This is a genomic window from Tateyamaria sp. (assembly GCF_039945315.1).
In the GTDB taxonomy this organism is placed as follows: domain Bacteria; phylum Pseudomonadota; class Alphaproteobacteria; order Rhodobacterales; family Rhodobacteraceae; genus Tateyamaria.
In genome coordinates, this window is record NZ_JBDUXB010000019.1 from 81,773 (window position 1) to 94,546 (window position 12,774).

Genomic DNA, 12,774 nt, shown 5'->3' on the forward strand with positions numbered 1-12,774 from the left:
AATGGAACCGCGCCCCCGTTCCTTTTACGCCCTCACAGCCTTCTTCGTGCTGTTCATACTGTTCCTTTACGGACCGACGCTGACCATTGGTATTCTGTCCTTTCAGGGGCCGGGTGGTGGCCTGACGTTTCCGATGCGGGGTGTGTCGATGTACTGGTTTTACGATCTGTTTGAACAGCAGGCCGTGGGCGACATCTGGGGCAGTTTCCGTCGCTCGATCACGCTTGGCTTTATGGTCATGATAACGACAATTGTCGTTTCGGTGATGGGCGGGTTGGCCTTTCGCAAGAAGTTCCCCGGTTCGACGGTCCTGTTTTACCTGATCGTGACCGCGCTGGTGATCCCGTCGATCCTGATCTCACTTGGCGTGGGTTTGCTGTTTTCCCAGGCCGGGATCAACGTGCACTGGGCGACATCCGGTTTCGGGGCGCAACTGACATGGACTCTGCCCTTTGGTCTGCTGATCATGTTTGCTGTCTTCAACCGCTTTGACAAAAGCTATGAAGAAGCGGCGCGCGATCAGGGCGCGACTGCATGGCAAACGATCCGCCATGTGGTGCTGCCCATCATCGCCCCCTCGCTGATCGGGGTGGCTCTGTTTGGCTTTACGCTCAGCTATGACGAGTTCGCGCGCACGCTTTTGACGTCGGGCAGCAAGAACACGCTGCCGCTTGAAATCTACGGCATGACGACAAACGTCACCTCGCCCGTGCTTTATGCGCTTGGCACACTGACCACGGTGTTTTCGCTGATCATTATCGGGTTCTTTCTGGGGATCGCCGTCTGGTCAAACCGACGCCGCCCTGCTCGCGGGAATGACGCGGGCAAAGGTATGGTATGATTATCATAATCAACCCCAACAGCACTGTCGCGATGACAGAAGCGATGCTGGCCACGGCCAAACGGGCCGCGCCAGAGTTACAGATTGAGGCCTGGACTTCTCATGACGGCCCACCCGCCATAGAAGGCCCGGAGGACGGGGAGGCGTGCGTGCCGCCCCTTTTAGCTTTGGTGGAAAAGGCGTCGCGTTCCGGCGCACGAGTCATAATCATCGGCTGTTCTGATGACACTGGTTTGGCCGAAGCCCGTGAACTGGCGCCGTGTCCTGTCATCGGGATCGGGCAGGCGGCCTATCATCTGGCTGCACTTGCTGGCAGGCGTTTTTCGGTTGTGACCACCTTGCCCGTGTCCGTCCCCATCCTAGCGCAAAACATCGATTCCTATGGGCTGTCCGGACAGCTGGTGCGCGTACGCGCATCGGGTGTGCCGGTTTTGGCGCTCGAGCAGGCCCCGGAGGAATCGGCGCTCAAAGTGCTGGCAGAAATTGACGAGGCGCAAGCCGAGGATGACATCCAAACGGTCGTGCTGGGGTGTGCCGGTATGACGCAAATTCCGGCCCATGCTGGTCCTGACATCAAGGTGCGCCTGATTGATGGGGTGCAGGCCGCCGTACAGATCGGCGCGTTGCTATGAGTGCAGATGCCGTGACCAAAGCCTGCGCTGTCGTCGCGGCCTACCTAGAACGCTCTATGGTGCCTGACCCTGAAGGAGCGGCGGCCTATGTCGCGGACGGCGTCAAGATCATCTTCACGGGTGGGCGTGACTTTACCGCTCCGGCAGATACCGCAGCATTTAACGCCAAACGCTACAGGTGGGTGAAAAAGAGTCTGGGTCAGATGCACGCTGCTGTCGATGCCGCGAGCGGAGACATACACGTATTCAATACCGGTCACCTATATGGCGCATGGCCTGATGGCACTGCATTCGACGGCAATCGTTATATCGATACCTTCGTTGTGCGCGAGGGGATGATCGTTGAAACTCAGGTCTGGAACGACAGCGCTGAATGGTTGCTGGACCGGGCAGGGCTGTCCGAGGCTCCGTTGTGAGCCTCTCGCAACATGACCGCTACGATTATGCGCCGATCACACAGCGGCGGGCTTTTACCTGGCCCGAAGGCAACGGATTGGCGGTGTATGTGGCCATAAATCTCGAACACTTTGCGTTTGGTGAGGGGTTGGGTGCACAACTTGCTCCGGGCGGACCGCAACCGGATGTGCTGAATTACGCGTGGCGCGACTACGGGAACCGCGTCGGAGCGTGGCGGATGATCGAAATGCTCGACGCTCTCGATCTACCGGCGACCGTTTTGCTGAATTCAGCGATGTATGACTTAGCGCCTTCACTTGTTGCCGCCCACCGGGACCGGCACGACGAGATCGCAGGCCATGGTGTCACAAACTCCAAACGCCAAAGCACGTTAGCTGAAGCCGAGGAAACCGCACTTATTGCGCAGGTGACCGCCGCGATATCACAAGCCGAAGGCCGCCCGCCCGACGGCTGGCTCAGTCCATGGATCGCTGAGTCCACAACCACTCCTGACCTGCTCAAAGAGGCAGGATACAGTTACACCCTCAACTGGTGCATGGATGATCAGCCGATCTGGATGCGCACACGGTCAGGGCCGCTATTGGCCGTGCCTTACCCTCAGGAAGTCAATGACATTCCAGCTGTGATCTCGCGCAAAGAGACAGCCGAAGGTTTTGCCGATCTGATCATTGATACCTTTGACGAGATGATGGAACAGGCCGCCGGACAATCTCTGGTAATGGGGATCGCGCTGCACCCTTACATCGTCGGTCAGCCTGCGCGCCTACGTCACCTCCGCCGGGCGCTGACTCACATTTCTGCAGCGCGCGAGGCGATTTGGATGACGACCGCCGGCGCGATCGCCAACAGTTTTGCCTCCCAAGTCAGCCAACCAGAAAGGAGCGCTTCATGACCCGGAAACTGATCACCGCTGCGGCGCAAATGGGACCGATTTCGAAATCTGAAAGCCGCGAAGATGCCGTTAAACGGCTGCTCGAGATGATGCGTGAGGCCAAAGGGCGGGGATGTGAACTGGTCGTTTTTACCGAACTGGCGCTCACCACTTTCTTTCCCCGCTGGATGATCGAGGACGAAAACGAACTGGACAGCTACTACGAGGCAGAGATGCCCGGGCCTGACACCCAACCTCTTTTTGATGAAGCAAAGAAGCTCGGGATCGGTTTCTATCTGGGATACGCGGAACTCATGATCGAAAACGGGGTCAAACGGCGATACAACACGTCGATCCTAGTGAACCAAAACGCTGAGATCATCAGCACCTATCGCAAGGTGCATCTGCCCGGACATAGCGAACCGCAGCCCGGGCGCGACTTTCAACACCTTGAAAAACGGTACTTTGAACCCGGCGATCTGGGCTTTCCGGTGGTCAAAGGGTTCGGTGGCAACATGGGGATGGCGATCTGCAATGATCGTCGCTGGCCGGAAACTTACCGTGTGATGGGCCTGCAGGATGTCGAAATGGTCATGCTGGGCTACAACACCCCGTTCGGTCACGTTGGCGAACAGGCGATGGACAGCCTGACCCTGTTTCACAACCACTTGTCCATGCAGGCCGGGGCCTATCAGAACGCCACTTGGGTGGTCGGCACGGCCAAGTGTGGCGACGAAGAGGGATCAAAAATGGGCGGGCAAAGCGTGATCATTGCCCCCTCCGGAGAAATCGTGGCCCAAGCCGTCAGTGTCGAGGACGAGGTGATTACAGCGGCCTGCGATCTCGACCTTGGTAAACGCTACAAGGAAACGGTGTTTGATTTCGCCGCGCATCGGCGCCCCGAACATTACGGACTGATCGTTGAACGCACTGGTGCCATCGCGCCGGGCCATTAGGAGGATAGTATGACCAAAAAAATCATGTGTGCCATTGGGACGGACATCGACTCTGTCGCTGGTTGGATCGGTTCCTACGGCGGGGGCGACAGCCCCAACGATATTCAACGCGGAATCTTTGCGACCGAAGTTGGCGTGCCCCGTCTGCTGCGTCTGTTCGACAAATTCGATATGAAGACAAGCTTCTTCGCACCCGGCCACTCCATCGAGAGTTTTCCCAAGGAAATGGAGATGATCGTCAAAGCCGGTCATGAAATCGGGGCGCATGGCTATATGCACGAAAACCCGGTGGCGATGACGCCAACGCAGGAAGAAGACGTGCTAGTCAAATCCATCGAGTTGATCAAGGATCTGACGGGAGAGGCGCCGCGCGGCTATGTGGCGCCCTGGTGGGAAATGTCGGCCTCTACCGCTGATCTTTTGCTCAAGCACGGCTTTTCCTACGATCACAGCCAAAGCTATCGCGATTTTCAGGTGCATTACGCCCGCACCGGCGATGAGTGGAACGTCATCGACTACACCAAGACGGCTGGAGAGTGGATGCATCCGCTCAAACGCGGGCCCGAGATTGATTTGGTTGAGATCGATGCCAACTGGTATGTGGATGACCTGCCCCCCATGATGTTCATCAAGAAAGCGCCCAACAGCCACGGTTTTGTGGATCCGCGCGTGATCGAACAGCTTTGGAAAGACCAGTTCGACTGGGTCTATCGCGAGATGGATTACGGTGTTTTTGCCATTACCATCCACCCGGATGTGTCCGGTCGCCCTCAGGTGCTGTTGATGCTGGAACGGTTGATCGAATACATCAACGGCCATGCAGGATGTGAGTGGATGACATTTGACTCCATCGCCAATGACTTCCGCGCCCGCTATCCGTTTGAGGGTTCCGCGCGGCCAGAGGTGATCTGATGTGTTCGGCCTGCGGGTACCCGGCCGCTTTGGGACACTGGACTGAGGCCGGGGCCGCGACCCCCCACGATCGGTTGCGCGAGCGTTTTCGTCGGGTGCAGGTGTTGCAAAAGGTGTTGAAAGGCAGCGGAGTGACAGCCCACGACGGCGGCATGGTGCCCGGTATTCAGGTGATGTCGCTCAGCGGTGCCCAAACCATTGTTCCGGACCTCGAAGCACTGTGGGCCGAGGTCGAAGGGTATCGCGGGCGTCCGTTTGATCCGCTTGATCTGGAATGAGCGAAGGGCGGCTTCGGCTTACGATCCTTGGCGGTTTTCTGGGATCCGGAAAAACTACGTGGCTGCGCCATCAGTTGCACACCAGAGCATTTGGGCGTGTGCATGTGATCGTGAACGAGGCGGCAGACGCGCCCGTGGATGATGCCCTGTTGGCGCGCGCAGACCAGATGACTTTGCTGGCAGGAGCATGCGCATGTTGCGCTGGGCAAGGTGGGCTGATCGCGGCACTTCTCGATATCTGCAACAGGCGCAGTGGAGAGGGTGATCCCACGACGCGGCTTGAGCATATCGTGCTCGAAACCAGTGGTTTGGCTGACCCAGATGCCATCTTGTCTCTGATCCAGGGACATCCGATCCTCGCCCGCCAGATTGTTGTTGCCGAGATTGTTGTGATTGTGGACACCCTGAACGGCGGTGACCAAGTGCAGCAAGAGCCGCTGAGCCGAAAGCAGATCGAGGCTGCAGACCGGTTAATCCTGACCAAGACGGACGCGGCGCAGCCCGATCAAGTCGCGCGCTTGCGCGCAACGCTAGCCAGTCTGGCGCCCGCCGCTCAACAATCCGGCGCCCTGTTTGGAAGCGGAGCCAGTTTGCCGGACTATGATGTCACGACGACCAAACCATATAGCATTGCGGAACGGCCGGATACGCCAATTCACGCGAGCCAAATCGAACTTGGGGCCACCGCGGACTGGACTGCATTCACGGTTTGGTTGTCGGCCCTTCTTTTTGCGCGCGGTGATCAGATCGTGCGGGTCAAGGGCGTGGTGCGGACCCCTGCTGGCCGTCTGCTGGTGCAGACGGTGCGCAAGTCAGTTCAATCGCCTGAGATTCTGCCGGAGAGCAGGACGGAAGTGGCAACCGACAACTCAATTGCCGTCATTGGACGGGGGTTCACGCAACAGCAGTTGAGCGCTTCGTTGGCTCAGTTTTCGGCCTGAGCAAACATCGCGCGCGCGTTTTCTTCGCTGATCAGACCATTTGAAACATCGGCCGCGATGGCTTCTGCACTGCGCAGCGCGGCGTCTCCATATCCTCCTCCGCAAGGTCCGTAAGACACCAGACGATCCCCTGCATGCACCTTCAGATAAGGCACTTTGGACGGCAACGCGCGTTCTGTTCCGTCAGGATGTACAAGAGCCAACGAGGCGACATGACCATCTGCTCCACCATCAAACCCCCATGGTTCAAAGCTGTGGCCTTCACCCTCCAGCGAAAACCCCGCCTCGTCCAGAAAACGGAATTCCCGGATCGCGCCAAGGCCGCCGCGCCATTGACCAGCCGCCATTGCATCTTCGCGCAACTCATAGCGTTCGACGCGCAACGGAATATGGGACTCGATATCTTCAATCGGGTTGTTACGGGTGTTGGCATAAAGCGTATCCACTGCGTCCATCCCGTCCATGCCAAAGCGCCCGCCGTAACTGCCTTCCATGATCTCCATATGGACCCAATGATTGCCGTCCTTGAGACCGGAAATAGCCACGACACGCAGGTTTCCGATCCCTGCGGACACTTGATGCGGAACGATCTGGGCAAAGGCCTTCATGACCGTATCGGCAAGCTGGTTGCCGGGGCAGAACCGTGCAATCACGGGCGCAGGAAAGATCGGGTTGGCAAGGCAGCCTTTGGGCGCGACGATGTCGATTGGTCGCGTCAGTCCTGAGTTCTGTGGGATGTTTCCGTAAGATACTGTGTCCAGCAGGATCGAGCGGATCGTCAGCCAGACCGAGCAATCGACGGTACCAACCAGCGGCATGTTAATCGGCTTGTCCGGCAGTTGCGGGGCAGTGCCGGACAAATCCACAGTCAGCGCGTCACCGCGGACTTTCAGAGTCACGACCAAAGGTAACTCGCGGCGGGACGGATCCGGGTCATCCAGATAGCCATCCAGATATGTCGTTGCGCTATAGTCTCCGTCCGGCAGGTCGCGGATTGCGTCGCGCATCAGCCGCTCAGAGTAGTCCATGAGATCGTGGAAGGCGGCCGTCATCGCCTCTTGCCCGTAGGTATCGACGAGTTCGAGAAGGCGTGCGGCACCGATACGCGCGGATTCTATCTGCGCCTCCATATCACCGACAACCAAGTCTTGCGCGCGGATGTTGGCCCGTAGGATATGCCAGACAGCCTCGTTCTTGATGCCCTTATCGTACACCTTGATAGCCTTGAACTGCAGCCCTTCAGCATAGGTATCTACGGCGTCTACAATGCCGCAACTGCCCGGCGAGAGTGCGCCAATATCCAGATGGTGAGCCGTTGTGACGGACCATCCGATCAGAGTTTCGCTGCTAAAGACCGGCACGCAAAAGGCGACGTCTGGGCCATGGCTCGCCCCACCGTAGGGGTCGTTGTGCATGATCACGTCGCCGGGGTGAATCCCGTCGCCTCGCGCCTCCAACACTTCCAGCACATTGCGTACATAACCGGGGATCGGACCTGATTGCAGCGGCGTCGACATCTTGCATTCACACATCTGCAAGCCACGCGCATCGGTCAGCGCCGCCCCAAAATCCTCGGACTCACGGATGATCGAGGAATAGGACATGCGCATCAGCTTATGCCCCATTTCGATCGCGATGTTTTCCAGGCCACCTTGAATAACGGCGGCTGTTACGGGATCGATCCGGTTCATGTGCTTTTTTCCAATGCAATGACGATGCTGCCCGAGGGATGTACGCAGGCCGTAGCTCCGGGCGGGACCAGCGTTGTGCTGTCTTTTTGCAAAAGGATCGCAGGCCCCGAAAAAGGCTCATCCACAGGCAGGCGGTCGCGCCGGTAGACGGTTGTGTCAAATTTTTTCAGCCTGCCAGCCTTTCTGAACACACTGGAACGCGTATGCAGCAATGCTTCTTGCAGAGAGCCACCTACAGCGGGGGGCAACTGATCCAGTCTGCTCTGAGCGGCGACTGCGGTAACGCGCAGGTTGACCACTTCAATCGGGCTGGCCTTGAAGGCATGACCATACTCAGCCGCATGAATATCGTGGAACTGGTTCCAAACGGCCGCTAGATCTGCATCGTCCAGATCACCGCCGCTAATGGGTACTTTCAGTTCATAGCCTTGCCCGACATATCGCAGATCTCCGGAGCGGGTGAAGGTGATCTGATCCAATGGGACCTTGTCGTCACCAAATCGCGCGGCAAGGTTTGCCTCCACGGTGGCAAAGTCTGTATTGATCCGCTTGAGGTCAATCGCCGATGACAGTTGAAACTGGGTGCGGATGGCGTCGTATTTGAGGTCAGCAGTCAGCAACCCCATGGCCGAGGTAATTCCGGGGTAAGGCGGCACTATCACCTCTGGGATGTCGAGCATGGCTGCCACTTCGGCCCCGTGCAGAGGACCGGCACCGCCCATCGCGACCAGCGCAAAACTGCGCGGGTCAATGCCCTTTTGAACGGTGCGCGACCGGATTGCGTTGGCCATGTTGGCGTTAAGGATGGTCAAAGCACCTTCGGCGGCCTCAAGCGTGTCCAGAGCCAGTTTCTTTGCCAGATCATCCATCACATCATTGGCGGATCCAACGTCCAGGCCCATGTCGCCCCCCAAAAAATCGCCGGGTTCAAGCCGCCCCAGCACAAGGTTTGCATCTGTGACTGTGGGCTGAGTGCCGCCTTTTCCATAGGCGGCGGGGCCCGGTACTGCGCCAGCGCTTTGCGGGCCGACGCGAAACGCCCCGCCCTTGTCTACATGGGCAATGGATCCTCCCCCGGCGCCGATCGTATGAATGTCGAGCATCGGGGTGAGCAAAGGAAAGCCGGCAATTGAGGTGGAGCGCGCATCTGTTTCCGCGAATGTGCCGTCCATGGCGATTCCAATATCCGCTGATGTCCCGCCAATATCAAATGTGATCAGCCGATCGCGACCACATTGCGCTCCGACCCAGCCACCGCCAAGTACTCCGGCGGCGAGTCCGGACATCAAAGTTAGGGCCGGGTTCTCAGACACCATGCGCGCTGTTGCGACTCCTCCGTTTGAGGCCATGATCCGCAGATCGCCCTTGACCCCCAATCCGGCGATCGCCGCGCCCAGATCGGCGATATACGTCCCAACCTTGGGGCCGACGAAGGTAGCCAATGCGGCGGTGGTGAAGCGTTCGAATTCGCGAAACTGGGGAGAGATCGACGCGGATGTTGTGACGAATGCGTCGGGCATTTCCTCCTCGACGATGGTCTTGGCGCGTGCCTCATGCACCGGGTTCAGGTAGGAAAAGAGAAAGCAGATAGCAACGGCGTCGACCCCATCGGCCAGCAAGGCGCGGGCGGCCGCGCGTACTGCGTCTTCATCCAACGGCTCCAGCTCTTCTCCGGCGGGCGGGGTCAGGCGACCACCAACCGTTTTGCGATATCGCCGCTCGATGAGCGGGCGATTTTGCCAGGGCAGTTCCTGCATGATGGAGTAGTGTTCGACCCGTTGGTGCCGCCCTATGTGCAACACATCTCGAAAGCCTTCATTGGTGATCATGCCGGCTCGGGATCCTTTGCCCTCAAGTACGGCATTTGTTGCGGTCGTTGTTCCGTGAAAGACCTGATCAATGGCACCAGGCGCGATGCTGTTCAGCGCGCACAAGGTTTTGATCCCATCCATTACGGCGAGCGATGGATCATCCGGGGTGGTCGCGACTTTGTGGATGCCCAAGTCACCGGTTTCAGAATTCAGATAGATAAGATCGGTGAACGTGCCCCCGACATCGACGCCAATGGTCTTCATAGCTTGCCGCCTTTGGTTCCATATTATGCGTCAAGAAGAGCACCTTAAGGGGCACGCGCCTAAGGGTTAGCGGTTGATTTTCACCGCGGTCACGCAAGACGCCCAAGAGGATGGCACGAAGGGGCTGAGTGCCATTTGTTCAGGCAGATTTAGGTTGAAGACGTTGCTAAGGTTGCAGATCCTGCCGTCCTGCCGTCCTGCCGGCGTGGCACTCTGTGAAATCCATTTTGTCCTTCGCAGAGTGCGCCACCCACATCCCGTTGCAAGATTGACCGAAAGTCGGAAATGAATGGCACGGACTCTATGCTATTAGAGCCTTTGCGCTCAGACGCCGGAGAACCCGAAGGCTTCCTGCTCCAAATTGTTGAGCTTTTGCGCACTCATCTGATCATGAGCAACGGTGATCCGCTTAAGCGGTTCAATATGAGCGCTCTGCGTCAGTCCTTGCGCGAAAGGATCACGTCAAATTCGACGTAAAGGAACGGCTCATTGACCTTGTCTGAGATCACCATACCGTCGGGAAACTCGTCAGCGGGGCGTTCCTTGTAAGTCATCACCAGATCTGATCGCACGCCAAAGACTGTGTCTTCGTCAAGGTAGGGGTCATCGTCTGGGAAGATTTCGGTGACGAGCGGGCTGAAGCCTTCGGCCTCAACGATGTAGTGCAGGTGCGAGGGGCGCCAGGGGTGGCGACCGCAGGCATTCAGGATGTCTCCGACGGGCCCGTCTGTAGGTACGGTGTATTCCACAGGTTTGACGGTTGTGAACGCGTAACGCCCATCCACGCCGACAGTTTGCAGACCGTGGAAGGAATAGGTGTCCTGTGCGTCATCCTGGCTGGCGTAGAGACCATTGGGGGCTGTTTGCCAGATGTCGATGGTCGCGCCCGGGATCGGGTTGCCATGGGTGTCTTTGACCACCCCTTCGGCAAGCAGAATGGGTCCGCCGAAGTCGCGTTTCATATCGCCGCCAACGGGCAGAGGTGGAGCGCCCGATACGTGGAAAGGCCCGAGCACCGACGAGGATGTCGCTGATGGGTTGGAATGCAGCATGTCCACCAAAGACGACAGGCCCAGTACATCCGAGGTCAGAATGAATTCGTGGCGGTCCTCGGTTTCAATTGCGGCGCAACCTTCAAGAAACGCTATGCCTGCGCGCCATTCTTCGTGGGTCAGGTTGGTTTCGCGTGCAAAGTCGTGAAGGTGCGTGACGAGTGAGCCCATGACTTCCCGCATGCGCGGATCCATTTTATCAGACATGTAGCCTTTGAAGACGTCGGTGATGTTGTCCTTGGTGACGGTGCGCATGTCAGAACTCCTTAGATGAGGGCGAGGCTGAGGATCGGGAACTCGATGAGAATAAACAACACGATCAGCATCACGAAAGCAAAGGGCAGGGCGCCCATGAACACGTCCTTGAGGCTGATACGGTCATCATTGAGCGTCGATTTGATCACGAAACACGAGATGCCCAGGGGCGGTGTGAGCAGGCCAATTTCGGCGCCAACCACGGTGATGATCCCAAACCAGATCAGGGACATATCCAGCGCCTCGGCCAGCGGCAGAAACAGCGGAACAACGATCAGAATGATCGAGGCCGTGTCGAGCAACGTTCCCAGGAACAGCATCAACAAGACGTAGAGCAACATGATGGCCCAGAACGAGGCCTCGCTGCCTGCAAGCAGGTCCTGGAGTTGATTGGGCAAACCGGCCAGCCCCAACATCCGGCTGTAGATTGAGGCGGCGGTGATCAGGAACAGAATGGCGGCAGTGATATGGCCAGTTTCAAGCAGCGCATCCCAGAACGTACGTGCGTCCATGGACCGGCGTACCAGCGCGATGATTAGTGCGACCATGGCACCGGCGGCTCCGGCCTCAACCGCAGTGAGCCAGCCTGTGTAGATGCCACCCAATACGATGATGATCAGACCAACGGTCGGCAACGTCTTTGATGCGATCTCGCCTGGGCTCATCCACTCGGTGTCTTCCACTACGCGCCCGCCGACAAAGTTGGGAGTGTAGCGCCCCATGACCCAGATCGCACCAACATAGGCGATGGCCAGCATGATCCCCGGGATCACACCTGCAAGGAACATGTCGCCCACTGATTGTTCGGCCACAAAGGAATAAATGATCAGCATGGCTGAAGGTGGGATGATCATCCCCAGAACCGACGATCCGGCGACGACGCCTACTGCAAAGCGCGGGTTGTAATCCTGCGCGATCATTTGTGGCACGGATACCTTTGTGAACACCGAAGCCGAAGCAATGGAGGACCCGGTTACAGCGGCGAAGACGGCGTTTGCACCCACTGTCGCCATCCCGATTCCACCTTTTACTTTGCGGAACCGCATCGTCATGACTTCGTAAATGTCACGCCCCAGCCCCGCCTTGGAGACTATGAGCCCCATAAAGGTAAATAGTGGAATGGTGGCGAAACTGTACTCCATGGCTGAATCGCCGACCGCGATTTTCAGCAGGTTTAGCGCCAGCGTGAAGTTGTCCCGCATCAGCCAGATGGATACGAAGGACACCATGCCCAAGGCGATGGGAATGTAGACGCCCGCATAAATCAAGAAAACGATAGCAATGACCGAGATCAGGCCAATCTCAATAGGGGTCATGAACGGGCCTCTTCAAGGTCGGGGCGGTCCTGGGCCGAGACCACTTTGATCAGAAAGATCAGGCAAGACAGGGCGGTGCCGACGGTGATGACCAGCTTGACCGGCCACCAGGGCAGAGTGAACAGGCCAGGCACGCCAAAATAGTCTTGGGTTTCCCACATGTGCAGGAATTCGGGGAATGTGATGTAGGCGATCAGGCCCATCAGAATGGCTGATACCGCGTTGATGATCCGACGCATGTTTGCTGCAACACTAGGTCGCTTTGATCCAATCAGGCTCAAAAACCCGTCCGAGCGGGTCAGCCGATCTACTCGCACCACGTCAGGCAGTTGAAGGAACACGATCAGGACCACCGAAAATTGCACCATTTCGTAGGTGCCTTTGAGCGGGGCATCAAACAGCCCGCGCGCAATGACGTCGACGTTGAGGACCACCACCAGGGCCAGCACGACAAGCGTGCCAAGCGTGTTGGTGGTGATCGCAAGGGCGTTGGCGACCCGTGAGAGGCCCGCAAAAGCAGACTTGAGCATAATTGGG

The 12,774-nt window shown here is 57.9% G+C and carries 13 protein-coding genes; 8 read left to right on the forward strand and 5 right to left on the reverse strand.

Going from position 1 to position 12,774, the window contains the following annotated elements; translation table 11 throughout:
* The first annotated feature begins 1 nt into the window (after position 1).
* From ABJD00_RS05405 to ABJD00_RS05440, 8 genes are read left to right on the forward strand one after another with little or no spacing between them, the layout of a single operon-like run.
* Entirely contained in the window at positions 2 to 841 is an 840-nt protein-coding gene (locus ABJD00_RS05405; protein ID WP_413835494.1) for an ABC transporter permease, read from the forward strand.
* The gene (locus ABJD00_RS05410; RefSeq protein WP_413835492.1) at positions 838 to 1,473 is read left to right on the forward strand and encodes an aspartate/glutamate racemase family protein; all 636 of its coding nucleotides are present in this window, start codon (positions 838 to 840) and stop codon (positions 1,471 to 1,473) included. The genes ABJD00_RS05405 and ABJD00_RS05410 overlap by 4 nt, the downstream gene beginning before the upstream one ends.
* Positions 1,470 to 1,889 carry a nuclear transport factor 2 family protein gene (locus tag ABJD00_RS05415; RefSeq protein ID WP_413835490.1) on the forward strand — a complete coding sequence of 140 codons (420 nt, stop codon included), beginning with the start codon at positions 1,470 to 1,472 and terminating at the stop codon, positions 1,887 to 1,889. The genes ABJD00_RS05410 and ABJD00_RS05415 overlap by 4 nt, the downstream gene beginning before the upstream one ends.
* Complete coding sequence (locus ABJD00_RS05420) at positions 1,886 to 2,782, forward strand: polysaccharide deacetylase family protein (RefSeq protein WP_413835487.1); 897 nt, start codon at positions 1,886 to 1,888, stop codon at positions 2,780 to 2,782. The genes ABJD00_RS05415 and ABJD00_RS05420 overlap by 4 nt, the downstream gene beginning before the upstream one ends.
* Complete coding sequence (locus ABJD00_RS05425) at positions 2,779 to 3,717, forward strand: N-carbamoyl-D-amino-acid hydrolase (protein ID WP_413835485.1); 939 nt, start codon at positions 2,779 to 2,781, stop codon at positions 3,715 to 3,717. Before ABJD00_RS05420 ends, ABJD00_RS05425 begins: the two co-directional genes overlap by 4 nt.
* Positions 3,718 to 3,726: 9 nt before the next feature.
* Positions 3,727 to 4,629, forward strand: coding sequence for a polysaccharide deacetylase family protein (locus ABJD00_RS05430; RefSeq protein ID WP_413835482.1), 903 nt, complete (start codon positions 3,727 to 3,729; stop codon positions 4,627 to 4,629).
* Positions 4,629 to 4,907 carry a hypothetical protein gene (locus ABJD00_RS05435; protein ID WP_413835479.1) on the forward strand — a complete coding sequence of 93 codons (279 nt, stop codon included), beginning with the start codon at positions 4,629 to 4,631 and terminating at the stop codon, positions 4,905 to 4,907. Before ABJD00_RS05430 ends, ABJD00_RS05435 begins: the two co-directional genes overlap by 1 nt.
* Entirely contained in the window at positions 4,904 to 5,848 is a 945-nt protein-coding gene (locus ABJD00_RS05440) for a CobW family GTP-binding protein (RefSeq protein WP_413835476.1), read from the forward strand. Before ABJD00_RS05435 ends, ABJD00_RS05440 begins: the two co-directional genes overlap by 4 nt.
* Here the strand turns inward: ABJD00_RS05440 and ABJD00_RS05445 are convergent.
* The 5 genes from ABJD00_RS05445 to ABJD00_RS05465 form a co-directional block, all read right to left on the reverse strand.
* Positions 5,833 to 7,539, reverse strand: coding sequence for a hydantoinase B/oxoprolinase family protein (locus ABJD00_RS05445; RefSeq protein ID WP_413835474.1), 1,707 nt, complete (start codon positions 7,537 to 7,539; stop codon positions 5,833 to 5,835). The genes ABJD00_RS05440 and ABJD00_RS05445 overlap by 16 nt on opposite strands.
* Positions 7,536 to 9,614: a hydantoinase/oxoprolinase family protein gene (locus ABJD00_RS05450; protein WP_413835471.1), complete on the reverse strand. Its 2,079-nt coding sequence runs from the start codon at positions 9,612 to 9,614 to the stop codon at positions 7,536 to 7,538. The genes ABJD00_RS05445 and ABJD00_RS05450 overlap by 4 nt, the downstream gene beginning before the upstream one ends.
* 437 nt (positions 9,615 to 10,051) lie before the next feature.
* A complete protein-coding gene (locus tag ABJD00_RS05455) occupies positions 10,052 to 10,921 on the reverse strand; it encodes a dioxygenase (protein ID WP_413835468.1) in 870 nt (289 codons plus the stop codon).
* 11 nt (positions 10,922 to 10,932) lie between these two features.
* Positions 10,933 to 12,237 carry a TRAP transporter large permease gene (locus tag ABJD00_RS05460; protein WP_413835466.1) on the reverse strand — a complete coding sequence of 435 codons (1,305 nt, stop codon included), beginning with the start codon at positions 12,235 to 12,237 and terminating at the stop codon, positions 10,933 to 10,935.
* Positions 12,234 to 12,767, reverse strand: a complete 534-nt coding sequence (locus ABJD00_RS05465; RefSeq protein WP_413835464.1) for a TRAP transporter small permease subunit — start codon at positions 12,765 to 12,767, stop codon at positions 12,234 to 12,236. Before ABJD00_RS05465 ends, ABJD00_RS05460 begins: the two co-directional genes overlap by 4 nt.
* Between the last annotated feature and the right edge of the window lie 7 nt (positions 12,768 to 12,774).